General features: G+C 69.3%; 16 protein-coding genes. 9 read left to right on the forward strand and 7 right to left on the reverse strand.

Annotated elements, in window-relative coordinates:
- The coding region (locus tag V6M46_RS13280; RefSeq protein WP_332665908.1) for a fatty acid desaturase family protein at positions 1-990 on the reverse strand (990 nt) is incomplete at its 3' end.
- On the reverse strand, positions 987-1,280 hold the full coding sequence (locus V6M46_RS13285; protein WP_332665910.1) for a hypothetical protein: 294 nt from the start codon (positions 1,278-1,280) through the stop codon (positions 987-989). The genes V6M46_RS13285 and V6M46_RS13280, both read right to left, overlap by 4 nt.
- A gap of 214 nt (positions 1,281-1,494) precedes the next feature.
- Here V6M46_RS13285 and V6M46_RS13290 point away from each other — a divergent pair, with 214 nt between their 5' ends.
- The gene (locus V6M46_RS13290) at positions 1,495-2,190 is read left to right on the forward strand and encodes a GAF and ANTAR domain-containing protein (RefSeq protein ID WP_332665913.1); all 696 of its coding nucleotides are present in this window, start codon (positions 1,495-1,497) and stop codon (positions 2,188-2,190) included.
- A gap of 15 nt (positions 2,191-2,205) precedes the next feature.
- Here V6M46_RS13290 and V6M46_RS13295 read toward each other — a convergent pair whose 3' ends face one another.
- From V6M46_RS13295 to V6M46_RS13305, 3 genes are all read right to left on the reverse strand, one after another.
- Positions 2,206-3,156, reverse strand: a complete 951-nt coding sequence (locus V6M46_RS13295) for an alpha/beta hydrolase (RefSeq protein WP_332665915.1) — start codon at positions 3,154-3,156, stop codon at positions 2,206-2,208.
- An 88-nt stretch (positions 3,157-3,244) separates the two neighbouring features.
- Positions 3,245-3,613: a hypothetical protein gene (locus V6M46_RS13300; RefSeq protein WP_332665918.1), complete on the reverse strand. Its 369-nt coding sequence runs from the start codon at positions 3,611-3,613 to the stop codon at positions 3,245-3,247.
- Positions 3,610-3,984: a hypothetical protein gene (locus V6M46_RS13305; protein WP_332665921.1), complete on the reverse strand. Its 375-nt coding sequence runs from the start codon at positions 3,982-3,984 to the stop codon at positions 3,610-3,612. The genes V6M46_RS13300 and V6M46_RS13305 overlap by 4 nt, the downstream gene beginning before the upstream one ends.
- A gap of 49 nt (positions 3,985-4,033) precedes the next feature.
- On the opposite strand from V6M46_RS13305, the gene V6M46_RS13310 reads away from it, so the two are divergent.
- Entirely contained in the window at positions 4,034-5,089 is a 1,056-nt protein-coding gene (locus V6M46_RS13310) for an NAD(P)-dependent alcohol dehydrogenase (protein WP_332665924.1), read from the forward strand.
- Here V6M46_RS13310 and V6M46_RS13315 read toward each other — a convergent pair.
- Together V6M46_RS13315 and V6M46_RS13320 are read right to left on the reverse strand one after the other, a co-directional pair.
- Positions 5,086-5,853 carry an SDR family NAD(P)-dependent oxidoreductase gene (locus V6M46_RS13315; protein ID WP_332665925.1) on the reverse strand — a complete coding sequence of 256 codons (768 nt, stop codon included), beginning with the start codon at positions 5,851-5,853 and terminating at the stop codon, positions 5,086-5,088. The genes V6M46_RS13310 and V6M46_RS13315 overlap by 4 nt on opposite strands.
- A 13-nt stretch (positions 5,854-5,866) precedes the next feature.
- The gene (locus tag V6M46_RS13320) at positions 5,867-6,907 is read right to left on the reverse strand and encodes an NADP-dependent oxidoreductase (protein WP_332665926.1); all 1,041 of its coding nucleotides are present in this window, start codon (positions 6,905-6,907) and stop codon (positions 5,867-5,869) included.
- 164 nt (positions 6,908-7,071) lie between these two features.
- Here V6M46_RS13320 and V6M46_RS13325 point away from each other — a divergent pair, with 164 nt between their 5' ends.
- From V6M46_RS13325 to V6M46_RS13355, 7 genes are all read left to right on the forward strand, one after another.
- Positions 7,072-7,719, forward strand: coding sequence for a TetR/AcrR family transcriptional regulator (locus tag V6M46_RS13325; protein ID WP_332665927.1), 648 nt, complete (start codon positions 7,072-7,074; stop codon positions 7,717-7,719).
- 94 nt (positions 7,720-7,813) lie between these two features.
- Positions 7,814-8,908 (forward strand): acyl-CoA dehydrogenase family protein, encoded by a 1,095-nt coding sequence (locus V6M46_RS13330; RefSeq protein ID WP_332665930.1) that lies wholly within the window; start codon positions 7,814-7,816, stop codon positions 8,906-8,908.
- 79 nt (positions 8,909-8,987) lie between these two features.
- Positions 8,988-9,776 (forward strand): enoyl-CoA hydratase/isomerase family protein, encoded by a 789-nt coding sequence (locus V6M46_RS13335; protein ID WP_332665933.1) that lies wholly within the window; start codon positions 8,988-8,990, stop codon positions 9,774-9,776.
- A gap of 41 nt (positions 9,777-9,817) precedes the next feature.
- Positions 9,818-10,192 (forward strand): Zn-ribbon domain-containing OB-fold protein, encoded by a 375-nt coding sequence (locus tag V6M46_RS13340; RefSeq protein WP_332665936.1) that lies wholly within the window; start codon positions 9,818-9,820, stop codon positions 10,190-10,192.
- Positions 10,189-11,337: a thiolase family protein gene (locus V6M46_RS13345; protein WP_332665938.1), complete on the forward strand. Its 1,149-nt coding sequence runs from the start codon at positions 10,189-10,191 to the stop codon at positions 11,335-11,337. The genes V6M46_RS13340 and V6M46_RS13345 overlap by 4 nt, the downstream gene beginning before the upstream one ends.
- A gap of 11 nt (positions 11,338-11,348) precedes the next feature.
- Positions 11,349-12,542 (forward strand): acyl-CoA dehydrogenase family protein, encoded by a 1,194-nt coding sequence (locus V6M46_RS13350; RefSeq protein ID WP_332665940.1) that lies wholly within the window; start codon positions 11,349-11,351, stop codon positions 12,540-12,542.
- Complete coding sequence (locus tag V6M46_RS13355) at positions 12,539-13,492, forward strand: phosphotransferase family protein (protein ID WP_332665943.1); 954 nt, start codon at positions 12,539-12,541, stop codon at positions 13,490-13,492. Before V6M46_RS13350 ends, V6M46_RS13355 begins: the two co-directional genes overlap by 4 nt.
- Positions 13,493-13,570 lie beyond the last annotated feature (78 nt).

Raw genomic sequence — 13,570 nt, forward strand, 5'->3', positions numbered from 1 at the left:
CAGCCCGACCTCCATGTAGTCGATGCCCTCGCGTTCACAGTGCGCGCGTACGAGCGGCTGCGCCTTCTTGAGGTTGCAGCGCGGCATGTTGGGGAACAGGTGGTGCTCGATCTGATAGTTCAATCCACCCATCGCCCAGTCCACCACCGGGTTGCCCCGGACGTTCCTGGACACCATGACCTGACGGCGCAGGAAGTCCAGCTTCATCCCCTCCGGGATGATCGGCATGCCCTTGTGGGCCGGCGCGAACGACGCACCCAGGCAGAACCCGAACACCGCCATCTGGATCGCGAAGAACGCCACCGCCTTCCCCAACGGCAGAAACGTCAGCAAGATCGCGACATAGGCGCTCAACCGCGTCACCACCAGGAACAGCTCGACCCGCCGCCACGGCTGACCCGACTCCGTGTCGCGGGCCGCACGGATCGACTCGGCGTGCAGGTTGAGGCCCTCCAGGGTCAGCAACGGGAAGAACAGCCAGCCCTGCCTCTTGACGAACCAGCCGGCGAACCCGTCCTGGCGTTGCGCCACGATGCCGGGTGTGAACGCGATCGCGCCCGGACCGATGTCGGGGTCATAACCCTCGAGGTTGGGGCCCTTGTGGTGCATGTTGTGCTTGGCCCGCCACCACGCGAAGCTCAGCCCCGCGAACGCCCCGGCGAGGATGCGCGCGGTCCAGGAGTTCCACGCCGCCGACGTGAACATCTGGCGGTGCGCGGCATCGTGGCCGAGGAACCCGAACTGCGTCACGATCACGCCGAGCGCGGCGGCCAGGATCAGCTGGAACCACGAGTTCCCGAGCCAGAAGAACCCCACCCAGATCGCGAAGAACGCACCCACATGCGCGCCGATCTGCAACCAGTAATAGACGTGCGCCCGCTCCAACAGGCCCGCCTGCTTCACATCGTGAACCAGCTCGGTGAAATGACTGACGTACTGCTCACTGGGAGCTGTGGCGACCTGGGCCGGCAGCGCGATGCGCGTGCTCACGGATTCACCACCTGGCACTCGTGCGAGAACGTGACCGTGGCGTGCCGGTCAGCGGCCATGACGACCTGGGTCGCACGACCCTCGTCCGACACCGCGTCCCAGTCGATGACGACGAAGGTCTCGCTCCCGCGCTGGGTCCCGATTGCCGTCAGGTCGGCGCGGCCGAGCCGTCGGAGTGCCCGCAGGACGCGCTGCTGGGCCACGTGATCCTCGACCCGGAAGACGCTCAGCGCCCAGGTATGGGCAAGGACGGATCGGGGTTCCGGGGTGAAGAGAGATTCTGAGATCATCAGCGTTCCGCCTGACGGCTGGAACCTGCGCCATACCGAAATCGGTCGTCGTTTGTTCGACGTGCGCAGCGTCCTGGCGTTGCCTGGGGGCGACAGTCGGGACTTCTTCAGAGTACGCCCGAAGTGACACGGATGCGACTACCGCCTAGGTTCGTGGAATCCTGGGCCGACAGCATGGCGGTCGAGTGCCGACAACGAGCAGAATGAGCAGAGGATGGACGAAGCCGACTTCCTGTCACGCATAGCCCTCGAGCTCGACGCCGAGCTCACGATGTCGTCGACGGCTGAGCTCATCGCCGAGTATGCCCGCCTCACGACGGCGGCCGACGAGTGCGGCATCCTCTTCTCCCAGCCGGCGAACACCTGGTCGACACCGGCTGCCACATCACCGCGGGTGACGGAGCTCCACCAGCTCCAGATCTCCCTCGACGAGGGTCCCTGCCTCGATGCGATACGCAAGCAGTCGACGTACATCTGCGACGACACCCGGAACGACGACCGATGGCCGACCTGGGGGCCGGCCGCAGCGGAGCTCGGCATCAGCAGCACGCTCAGCATCAGGCTCGAGTCCAAGAACCGGAACCTCGGCGCCCTCAACCTCTACGCGGAGCCCGTCGGCGCCTTCGGCACCCAGGACGTCGCGATCGCCAGCAACTTCGCCCGGCACGCCTCGATCGCCCTCTCCACGGCCTTCACCGAGCAGGGCATGGCGCTCGCGATCGACGCGCGCACCTTCATCGGTCAGGCCCAGGGCATCCTCATGGGCCGCTACGGCATCAGCGCCGAGCAGGCGTTCGAGTACCTGCGACGACGGTCCCAGCAGGAGCACATCAAGCTCACCGACATCGCCCACGAGGTGATCGAGGACCAGAGCAGCAAGAGCACAGGCGAGGAGCCGGAGCTGCCCTGATCCGGGACGCGGGACTCAGGTCAGGGCACGACGGAGCGCGTCGATCCGCATGCCCCAGATCCGTTGCGACAGGACTGACTGTGGCGCGACGAGCTCGGTGGCGTGGAACGCGCCAGGGTGGATGTGCAGCTCGGTGGGGACGCCGGCCTGCATGAGCCGCCGGGCGAACTCGATGTCCTCATCGAGGAACAGGTCGATCGTCCCCACATCGATGAAGGCGGGCGGCAGACCGCTGAGGTCCGCGGCCCGGGCCGGAGCGGCGTACTGGTCGGCCTCCTGCCCACCGAGGTACCACGCCCACGCCTCGATGTTGCCGGCCCTGTCCCAGATGCCGATGTCCGTGATCTCGTGGCTGGACGGGGTCTCGTTGCGGTCATCGATCATCGGGTAGATCGGCATCATGAACGACAGCTGGGGGCCGCCCCGGTCCCGGGCGAGCAGAGCCGTTGCCAGCGTCAGGCCGCCTCCGGCACTCGCGCCATAGATCGCGAGGCGCTCGGCGTCCACACCCAGCTCGGCCACGTTCTTGGACAGCCACTCGAGGCCCGCATAGCAGTCCTCAACAGCGGCCGGATAGGGGTGCTCGGGAGCGAGCCGGTACTTCACGGACACCACGACGGCCCCGACCTGCTCGCAGATGAGCTCGGCCGCGGGGTTCTCGTCGTCGAGGTCACCGAGGACCATGCCGCCGCCGTGGATGTAGTAGATGCCGGGGAGCGGCCCGCTCGCGTCGACCGGCCGGTAGACGCGGACGGTGACGTCCGGAGCGCCGAGGGGTCCGGCGATCGAGATGTCCTCGTGGGTGACGCGGGGATTCTCGGGGATCTCGAGAGCAGCCAGTACGGCGGCGGCCGCCGCCCGGCGCGCCTGCACGTCGGGGATCGCGTTGAAACCACCGGGCAACACCTCGAGAAAGGCGTCGAGGCTGGCGCGGGACTCGGGATCGATCAGGTCACGACGGGACATGGCACTCCTTGGCAGCGGGCTGAGGCGGCACAACGTACCGACCGCGACTCCTGGCCCGGAAGGACGTTTTCAGCCAACGAAAACCGCGTCAGCCGAACTCGATCTCCGGTGTACGGGCGATCAGCAGTCTGCGGACCTTGTCGGCCGCAGGATCGAGCTCGGCCGAGACGTTGAAGGCCGCCTCGAACTTCCCGTCGCGCGTCGTCTTGCCCAACGCCAGCTCGACGTCGCCCACGCGGGCACCGTGCGTGATGTGATGCACGAGCACGCTGACCTCGCGCTGCTCGAGGTATGCCACCAGCCCCGCCCGGTCGCCGAGGAACTCCGACGCGTTGCCGGCACCCGTCGAGAACTGGATCGACATCTCGAAGTCCGGGGTGATCAGGTCGAGGACGCGCTCCGGCCGGTCGGAGTCCATGAACTCGAACCACGCCTCCAGGAACGGCGTGCTGCTCATGCGTTCTCCTCCATCGGAACCACGACGAGCTCGAGGTCGAACGTGACCTGGTACGCGTCGATCATCCCGGCGCCGTCGACGTGGGCGACCGCCGTGAAGCGGCCCGTCACGTTGCCGTCGTCGGTGACCGCGCCATAGACGAACTCCGCGTCACCGTCGCGCGCCGAGCGCAGGAGATGGTGTTTGCGTTGCACCGGCGGACGGGACTCCAGGTATGCCTGCATGTCCTTGCGATGGGAGCCGCGGACCACGCCGTTCGGCAGGACGATCGCGTACTGGACGTCCTCATGAAGCAGGGAGACCGCGTCCGCGATGCGTCCGTCGTCGAGGGTCGAGTAGTAGTGCGCGAGCTGAAGGTCGATCGAAGCCACAACATGAACCTAGTTCAGTTTCTGGAGCATGTCGAGTATCTTCGCCACCATGCCTGTCACTTCCACGTCGATGCGTGCCGTCCAGCTCACGGCGTGGGAGAGCGAGCCGGAGGTCCGCGACGTCCCGGTCCCCCGGCCCGGCCCCGGCGAGCTCCTGCTGCGCGTCGACGCCGTCGGCCTGTGCCATTCGGACATCCACGTCATGTCCTGCCCGCCCGGCACACTGCCGTACGCCCTCCCGATGACGCTCGGGCACGAGGTCGCCGGGACCGTCGTGGAGGTCGGCGACGGGGTTGCGGCGAGCTGGCTCGATCGCCTCGCCGTGGTCCACGGCGTCTGGTCGTGCGGCACGTGTCACAACTGCCGGCGCGGCCAGGAGAACCACTGCCTCAAGCTCGACGGCCGGGTCGGCTGCGGACTGGGCAAGCCCGGCGGGCTGGCGGAGTACGTCCTGGTGCCGTCGGAACGACAGCTGGTGTCGGCCGACGGCATCGCGGCCACCAAGCTCGCGCCGCTCGCCGACGCCGGGCTGACGGCGTACCACGCCATCCGGCTGCACCGCGATGCCATCGCGGGAGGCAGCACCGTCATGGTCATCGGCGTGGGCGGGCTGGGCCACCTCGCGGTCCAGATCCTGGCGCGGACGACGGACGCTCACATCGTCGCCGTCGACACCCGTGAGGCCGCCCTCGAGTCGTCCCGGTCGCACGGCGCGCACACGGCTGCGACCTCGATCGGCGACGCGACCGAACAGCTCCGCCGGGATCGCGGCTCCTCGCTCGTCGACGTCGTCCTCGACTTCGTGGGCGCCGACAGCACGCTGTCCCAGGGCAGCGGCGCGCTCGCCCCCGGCGGCCGGCTCGTCATGATCGGCGGCGCGGGCGGCTCGATGACGGTCGCGAAGGGCCGCGACCTGCCGCTCGGCTGGCACGTCAGCGCGCCGTTCTGGGGTCCTCGCCAAGACCTCGAGGCCGTCGTCGACCTGGCCCAGCGCGGCCTGATCGAGGCCGACATCGAGATCGTACGGTTCAGCGAGACCCTCGAGGCGTACCGGCGGCTGCGCGCCGGCGACGTGCGCGGCCGCATCGTGGTGGTCCCTGACTAGGCGGCGGTCCAGCCCCCGTCGGCGTAGACCTCGGAGCCGGTCATGAACGTCGAGTCGTCGCTGACGAGGAACGCGACGACAGCGGCAATCTCGTCGCCCCGTCCGAGCCGTCCCATCGGCGTGCCCGCCAGCATCGCCGCATGGCGTTCGGACCCCTCGTGTCGCGCCAGCAGCTGATCGGTGCCGATGAAGCCGGGGTGCAGCGAGTTGACCCGTACGCCTGACGCCGCCCAGTGGAGCGCCGCGTTCTTGGTCAACGTACGCACGGCGCCCTTCGCTGCGTGGTAGGCCGCGCTGTTGCCGAACCCGCCGACCGTCCCGAGGATCGACGACACATTCACGATCGAGCCACCACCGGCAGCGTCGATCAGCGGCCCGCAGTGCTTCATGCCGAGCCACACGCCGTTCACCCCGACGGTCATGACGCGGTCCCAGTGCTCGACCTCCTCGTCCTCCACGGTCGCGATGCTCCCGATCGCGGCGTTGTTGACCAGCGCGTCGAGCCGGCCGTACTCGCGGCCGACCATCGCCGCCACCTCGCGCCACTGTTCCTCGACCGCGACATCGAGCGCGATCGTGGTGTGCCGGCCCGGCGTGTCCGCCAGTGTCTCGGCGAGCGCGTCACAGGCCTCGACCTCGAGGTCGGTCAGCACGAGGTTGCCGCCCTCGTCAGCGATACGGCGCGCGGCGGCCGAGCCGAGCCCACCGGTTGCCCCGGTCAGGAGCACGACCTTGCCGGCGATCCTGGTGCTCATCGTGGTCATGAGATCCAACCCTTCAGCCTGCGTCGGTGATGTGGACGAGCGTCTTGCCGGTCGTTCGGCCGGCGATCATCTCGATGAGTGCCTGAGGAGCGCCGGCCAGTCCGTCGAAGACCGTCTCGCGCTGCTTGAGCCGGCCGTCGGCCAGCGCGGCCCCGAGCTCGGCCTGCATCGTGTGCAGCAGGTCGAGGTTGCTGCTGCCCCTGAATCCCCGGATCGTCAGGTCCTTCGCGACGGCGAGGAACAGGTTGCGGGGGCCGGCCGGATCCGACTCGTACTCCGAGATCGAGCCACAGATCGCGATCCGACCCCCTCTGCGCATCGCGTCGAGCGCGGCCTCCAGGTGGTCACCGCCGACGCAGTCGAAGTAGACGTCGATGCCGTCCGGGGCAGCCGCTGCGAGACCATCGCGGACCGGACCGGAGCGATAGCTGAACGCCGCGTCGACCCCGAGGTCGTCGACGAGCCACCCGACCTTGTCGTCGGACCCGGCACTGGCGACGACCCGGTTGCCGTGCAGCTTCGCGATCTGGACGGCCAGGCTGCCGACGGCTCCGGCAGCCGCCGAGACCCACACGGTCTCGCCGCCCTTCAGCGCGCCGACGACCGACAGCCCGGCGTACGCCGTCAAGCCCATGCCACCGAGCGCCCCGAGATACCACTGCGGCTCGGCGATCGACGTGTCGAGCGTTCGCAACGTGCCGAGTCCACTGAGCTGCACGGCGGAGGCATCGACGACGGCATAGTCGCGCCAGCCGAGCGCATGCCACACGGTGTCGCCGACCGCGAATCCCTCCGCTCGCGACTCGATGACCACGCCGATCGTCATGATGCCGTCCATCGCCGCGTGCAGCGGGAACGCCACGAAGTAGCCCTCCGGCGCGGCCTCACGCAGGCGCAGCCGCAGGCCGGGGTCGACCGACGTCCAGGTGTTGCGCACCAGCACCTCGCCCGGACCGACCGGATCGACCGGCACGTCGACCACCTCGAAGTGCTCCGGACCGACGGGCCCACGGGGATAGGACGTGACCTGGACCTGCCGCCCTGTGAGGCTCACCGGACGTCTTCCGAGCATTTCGTGGCACTGTGCGTCATACTGAACTCATATCAGTTCTGGACGCGTTTTCACAAAGGGCCTGAATTGCCACACGCTTTCACCCGTGGCACTGTACGAGTGAGCCGAGTTCAGGTCACGGCATCGAGAGTTGGGACATCGCACCGATGAGCACAGCGGACAACGCACAGCGCACCGAGAGCCCGCGCTCCAAGCGCGCCGTCATCATCTCCACCGCAATCGATCGATTCGGCGAAGAGGGCTTCGAGCACACCAAGTGGGCCACGATCGCCGATGACGTCGGCATCGGCCAGACCGCGCTCTACCACTACTTCGAGTCCAAGGTGCACTGCCTGCTGACGATCATGCGGCTCGAGCTGAGCAACTCCGTCGAGCGCTTCCAGGCGGCCACCGCATCCGCCCCCGACTCCGCAGCAGCCCTGACCGCCGCAGTTGCGAGTGCGTACGAAGCCTCCCCACGCGACGCGTTGCAGCGACGCATCCTGCAGAACCACATGGACCTCCTCGCGACCCCGAGGCCGTCGAAGAAGGAGGAGGAAGAGCGGCTGCTGTGCCGCTCCCTCGTCCAGGAGATCGAGCACAACTGGACGGGACTCGTCCAGAAGGGCATCGACGAAGGCGTCTTCCGCGTCGACGACGCGCTGCTGACCGCCCGCATGCTGCTGGCGCTCGTGGTCGGCGTGTGGCGCTGGTACCGCCCCGGCGGCGAGATGACCCTGGAGCAGATCACGGACGTCATGGCCGATGCGGCCGCCCGGCTCGTCGACTCCGCGGACGTACGCGTCGCCTCCTGACGGAGCCTCATCGGGCCAGCTCTGGCTTGTGCGTCCTCGCTGACATAAACTGAATTCGTCTCAGTTTGCTTCAGCCACGACACCGAGGTCCCTCATGCCACCCAGCTCCCCCGCCGGCCCGCGTACGTACGACGTGTCGCCCAGTGCCGATCCGTCGATCCTCACGCCGGTCGCCGAGCACGACGACCTGCGCGACATCGTCCGCGCCATCGTCGCGAAGTCCGACGACACGTGGCACCGGCTGATGTCCGAGGTCCAGATCGGCACGCTGGCCGTCCCTGAGGCGCTGGGCGGCGCCGGGTTCGGGCTGCGCGAGGTCGGCGTCGTGCTGGAGGAGACCGGCGGCGCCCTGCTCGCCGAACCGGTCCTCACCTCGGCGGTCGTGGCCGTTCAAGCGCTGCTGACCTCAGCTGATCCGGCGAACGGCCTCATGGACGCGGTCGCGTCCGGACGGGAGATCGCCACCGTGGCCTGGTCCTCCCCGACCGACGTCACGGCCGAGCCGGCGGACAGCGCATGGTCCCTCACCGGGTCGGTCCAGCACGTTCTGCAGGCCGCGACCGCAGACCACCTGATCCTGCCCGCAGCGACCCCGACCGGAACCGCTCTCTTCACGGTGGACCTGCACCACGAGGCCGTCTCGTTCCAGGGTCGGCGGGTGCTCGACGAGACCCGCCCCTTGGCTGACGTCTCGCTGGCGGGCGCCGAGGCAGCGCTGCTCGTCGGACCGGACGACTTCGCCCAGGCCTGGAGCAGGGTGACGACCGCAGCCGCGATCGGGGTCGCGGCAGAGCACACCGGCATGGCGGCACACCTGCTCGAGACCACCACGGCGTACCTGCTCGAACGCCAGCAGTTCGGCCGTGCCATCGCGTCGTTCCAGGCCATCAAGCACCGGCTGGCGGATCTGCTTGTCGATCTCGAACGGGCTCGCTCCGCCTCGCGCTATGCCGCGGCGGTGTTCGACCAGGATCCGGGCGAGGCAGTCCTCGCCGCGCGCGTCGCTGCCGCGGTGTGCCAGGACGTCGCGATCCGCGCCGCGCACGAGTCCGTCCAGCTGCACGGCGGCATCGGATTCACGTGGGAGCACCCGGCTCACCTGTACGTGCGACGCGCCCTGAGTGACGAGGGCCTCTTCGGCGGCTCACGCACGCATCGCGCCGCCGTCGCAGAGCTCGTCGGGCTCTGAATCACACACCCTCCTGTTGACCGCCGACCCATCGTCACCCATACTGAAATGAATCCAGTTCATTTTGAAAGGACATGCCGTGATTGACACCGACCACATCGTGCTCGAGAAGGATGGCGAGGTCGCACGCGTGTGGCTCAACCGCCCGCACAAGAAGAACGCCGTCACCCTCGAGCTGCTCCACCGGCTCGACGAGATCATCGTCGAGGTCGACAACGACCCCGATCTCAAGGTCCTCGTGCTCCGCGGGCGCGGCAACACGTTCTGCTCCGGCTTCGACCTGGACGAGCTGCTGGCCAACTACGTCGGCACGACCACCGCGATGGAGGTCGCCGTCATCTCGGCGAAGGTCTGTGACCGCCTCTACTCGATGAACACGCCGTCGGTCGCGGTGCTCGAGGGCTACGTCACCGCGGGCGGCTTCGAGCTGATGATCTCGTGCGACTTCGCGATCGCGAGCGACGACGCCCTGATCGGCGACTTCCACATCCGCCGCGCCCTGTTCGGTGGCGCCGGGCCGATCTACCGCCTGCCCCGCATGATCGGCATCCGCAAGACCAAGGAGCTCATGCTGACCGGCAAGCTGCTGACCGGCCAGGAGGCAGTCGACTTCGACCTGATCAACGCCTCGGCCCCGGCCGACGAGCTCGACAAGACCGTCGCCGACTTCACCGCGCAGCTCACCGACAAGAGCCCGTTCATGATGCGGCTGACCAAGATGACGATCGACCGCGGCCTCGACGCCGACATCCAGTCGCTCATGGTCATGGAGCACCTCGCGGTGGGCAACGCGCTGCAGTCCGAGGACGCCAAGGAAGGCGTCCAGGCATTCCTGGAGAAGCGCGAGCCCAAGTGGGTCGGCCGCTGACCTGAACCGCCGACGACCCCGCCGACCGACCAGGAGATGACGTGAGCACGAGCAAGACCCCCAGGCTGCAGGGCAGCCGGTGCGAGCACTGCGGCAATGTCGCGTTCCCGGTCGCCGACGGGTGTCAGCGGTGCGGCCGGCAGGTCATGCAGGCCATCGAGCTGTCGGAGCACGGCACGGTGTGGGGCTTCACGGTGCAGCGGTTCGCGCCGAAGTCCCCGCCGTACGTGCCGCCGGCCGAGGGCTTCTCGCCGTTCGCGGTGGGATACGTCGAGCTCGCCGAGGGCGTCAAGGTCGAGGCGGTGCTCGACTGCGTCGACTTCGGCGACCTCGAGGACCACGCCTCCGTACGGCTGACCGCGACCGAGCCGGTCCCCCGGTTCGCGACGACGACATTCACGGAGGTTTCAGCATGAATGGGGTCTCGATCGTCGGAGCGGGGCTGTCGGCCTTCGGGCGGCAGCCCGGTGTCAGCGGGCGGGAGATGGCGGTCCAGGCGATCCGTCACGCGCTCGTCGACGCCGGAATCGAATGGTCGGACGTGCAGATCGCGTTCGGCGGCAGCGATGGATCGGGCCTTGCCGACACCTTGGTGTCCGAGCTGGGGCTGACCGGCATCCCGTTCACGAACGTCAAGAACGGCTGCGCGACCGGCGGCAGCGCCCTGGTGTCCGCCGTCAACGCGATCCGCTCCGGCTCGGCCGAGATCGCCCTGGCGGTCGGGTTCGACAAGCACAGCCGTGGCGCGTTCGCGCCGCTCCCCGAGGAATGGGGCCTCCCGTCGGGCTACGGCGACGCCGGGCTCATGGTCACGACCCAGTTCTTCGGGATCAAGATCGCCCGCTACATGCGGGAGTACGGCATCACGGCGCCGACGCTCGCGAAGGTCGCCGAGAAGGCGTACGCCAACGGCACGCTCAACCCCAATGCGTGGCGGCGCACGCCGATGTCGGCCGAGGAGATCGCCGCCGCGGACATGGTCAACGACCCGCTGACGCGCTACATGTTCTGCTCCCCCGGCGAGGGCGGCGCCGCGATCATCGTGGCGAGCGAGGCCGTGGCGACGCGGCTCGGTGGGCGACCGGTCTCGCTGCTGTCGGCCGTCACGCGTACGAGGGGCTTCGGCACGTTCGAGGTCTTCGCACCGGCGATCCAGGGCTCAGGAGCCCCGACCAGCGTCAGCACCACGGCGGCCGCTGCGGCGTTTGAGGCCGCCGGCGTACGCCCGGACGAGATCGACGTGCTGCAGCTGCAGGACACCGAGAGCGGCGCCGAGATCATGCACATGGCCGAGTGCGGCTTCTGCGAGCACGGCGAGCAGGAACAGCTCCTCGACAAGGGCGCGACCCTGATCAACGGCAGCATGCCGGTCAACACCGACGGCGGCTGCATCGCGAACGGCGAGCCGATCGGGGCCTCCGGCTTGCGCCAGGTGCACGAGATCGTGACCCAGCTCCGCGGCGAGGCGGGCGAACGCCAGGTTCCCGGCGGCCCACGCCTGGGCTTCACCCACGTGTACGGCGCACCGGGCATCAGTGCCTGCACCGTCCTGGCCGTCTGAGAGGCAGCGCCGTGCCCACACCCGACACCACGGAGTTCATCGCCGAGGCCCGCGCCTGGCTCGCCCAGCAGGCGCCGCCCCGGCAGGCAACCGCCTGGGGCGATGGCGACGACTCGGTCGCGGTCTTCGAGAACTGGACCGCGGCCGAGGAACGCGCGGAGACGGACCGGATCCGGCGCTACGAGCAGGCCCGGTTCGACGCCGGCTGGGGCGCCCTGACGTGGCCGGCCGAGTACGGCGGCCGCGACCTGCCCCTCGCACACGCCCTGGCGTTCCAGCGCGAGGAGGCGGCCTTCGACGTGCCGCGCCGCACCGAGATGTTCTCGGTGACGCAGCAGCTCGTGGCCCCCACGATCGCGCAGTGGGGCACCGACGAGCAGAAGGCGACGTACGTCCGCGCGATGCTGCGGACCGACCTCATCGCGTGCCAGCTGTTCTCCGAGACCGAGGCCGGCTCCGACCTCGCCGCCGTGCGTACGAAGGCGGTCCAGCACGACGGCGCCTGGGTGCTCAACGGCCACAAGGTCTGGACGTCGGGCGCGCGCATCGCGGACCTGGGCATCGCGGTGTGCCGCACGGATCCCGCAGCCGCCAAGCACGCCGGGCTGACGGTGTTCCTCGTGCCGATGGATGCTCCCGGTGTCGAGGTGCGGCCGATCCGGCAGATGACCGGCGGCAGCAGCTTCAACGAGGTCTACCTCGACGGTGTCGTGCTCGACGACGCGCAACGGCTCGGCCCCGTCGGCGAGGGCTGGAAGGTCGCGCTGACGGTGCTCGCCGCGGAGCGCCTGGACTCCGGCAACCTCGGCCTCGACAACGCCGACCGGGCCGTCGAGCTCGCCCGGCACCGGGGACCCCTGTCGGAGATCGAGCGCGACGCCGTCGCCGACCTGGTCACCCGCAGCTACGTCCAGCGGATCACCGGTATGCGGGTCGCCGCTGCCGTCGTCGCCGGCGAGGCACCCGGACCCGAGGCATCGGTCGGCAAGCTGCTGGCCACCGACACCATGGCGCGTACGTCCGAGGTGGTCCGCATGCTGCTCGGCCCCGAGCTCACGGTCGACTCCGGAGCCTGGGGCACGTGGGCGTGGACCGAGCACGTCCTCGGGGCCCCGGGCTACCGCATCGCCGGCGGGACCGACGAGATCCAGCACAACATCCTCGCCGAGCGTGTGCTCGGCCTGCCGCGGGAGCCACGAGCATGACCTTCGAAGCCACGCTGGGCGCCCGCGTCGCCGCCGCGCTGCAGCGAGTCGAGCCAGGCCTCGAGGTGCAGGAGCTCGAGCCGCTGCTCGGCGGCCACTCCGGGCTCACCTATCGCGTCCCGACGTCGAACGGCCCGGTCGTCGTCAAGGCCGTGCCGGAGGGGCAGCGCCCGGTCGGCCGGCACGACATGGTCCGCCAGGCGCGGATCATGCAGGCACTCGCACCGTCGGACGTACCCGTCCCCGAGATCATCGTGATCGACGAGACCGAGACGGCATGGTTCGCGATGCAGTTCGTCGTCGGGGAGTCGCTCGAGCCCGTGCTGGACGACCCGGCGGTCGAGCCGGACCTGGCCGCAGCCCGGATGCGGCGGGCCGCCGAGATCCTCCCCGCGCTGCATGACATACCGCTCGACAAGATCCCCGTCGACGGCCCGGCGCTCAGCCCCGCCGACGAGCTGCAGCGGTGGTCGCGGACCATGGCCGCCGTGCCCCCCGCGCTCGTGCCGGGAGCCGCCGACCTCGAGGCGCGACTCGCGTCGTCGGTCCCGCCTGCCGTCGCGCCGACACTGGTGCACGGCGACTACCGGCTCGGCAACATCATCTCCACGGGCCTCGACCCGGCAGCGGTCATCGACTGGGAGATCTGGAGCGTCGGCGATCCGCGCGTCGAGCTCGGCTGGTTCCTGGTGTTCGCCGACGGCGCCAACTTCCCAGGCGTGGGCCGCGAGGTCCCCGGCCTGCCCAGCGAGGACGAGCTCGTGGAGCTGTACGGCAGGCCGGTCGACGACCTCGCCTGGTTCAACGCCCTGGGGCGCTTCAAGATGGCCGCGATCATGGGCCACAACCTGCGCCGCCACCGCGAGGGCCGCCACGTCGACCCCGACCAGGAACGACTCCCCGAAACCATCATCACGCTCATCCGTACCGGCCGCGACCGGCTCGGCTGAGCACCCGGACACCAGAGAGGGTTCCTCGTGGACTTCGACTACTCACCCCGCACCACCGCGCTGCTCGAGCGGCTCGAG

Source organism: Aeromicrobium sp. (genome assembly GCF_036676885.1).
Taxonomy (GTDB): Bacteria; Actinomycetota; Actinomycetes; order Propionibacteriales; family Nocardioidaceae; genus Aeromicrobium.

What these genes read in the sequence shown, in the direction of transcription:
- V6M46_RS13295 (WP_332665915.1), bottom strand. Translation starts at nt 3,156, where the DNA reads ATGTCCCGTCGTGACCTGATCGATCCCGAGTCCCGCGCCAGCCTCGAC.
- V6M46_RS13290 (WP_332665913.1), top strand. Translation starts at nt 1,495, where the DNA reads ATGGACGAAGCCGACTTCCTGTCACGCATAGCCCTCGAGCTCGACGCC.
- V6M46_RS13355 (WP_332665943.1), top strand. Translation starts at nt 12,539, where the DNA reads ATGACCTTCGAAGCCACGCTGGGCGCCCGCGTCGCCGCCGCGCTGCAG.
- V6M46_RS13310 (WP_332665924.1), top strand. Translation starts at nt 4,034, where the DNA reads ATGCCTGTCACTTCCACGTCGATGCGTGCCGTCCAGCTCACGGCGTGG.
- V6M46_RS13330 (WP_332665930.1), top strand. Translation starts at nt 7,814, where the DNA reads ATGCCACCCAGCTCCCCCGCCGGCCCGCGTACGTACGACGTGTCGCCC.
- V6M46_RS13325 (WP_332665927.1), top strand. Translation starts at nt 7,072, where the DNA reads ATGAGCACAGCGGACAACGCACAGCGCACCGAGAGCCCGCGCTCCAAG.
- V6M46_RS13315 (WP_332665925.1), bottom strand. Translation starts at nt 5,853, where the DNA reads ATGACCACGATGAGCACCAGGATCGCCGGCAAGGTCGTGCTCCTGACC.
- V6M46_RS13300 (WP_332665918.1), bottom strand. Translation starts at nt 3,613, where the DNA reads ATGAGCAGCACGCCGTTCCTGGAGGCGTGGTTCGAGTTCATGGACTCC.
- V6M46_RS13345 (WP_332665938.1), top strand. Translation starts at nt 10,189, where the DNA reads ATGAATGGGGTCTCGATCGTCGGAGCGGGGCTGTCGGCCTTCGGGCGG.
- V6M46_RS13285 (WP_332665910.1), bottom strand. Translation starts at nt 1,280, where the DNA reads ATGATCTCAGAATCTCTCTTCACCCCGGAACCCCGATCCGTCCTTGCC.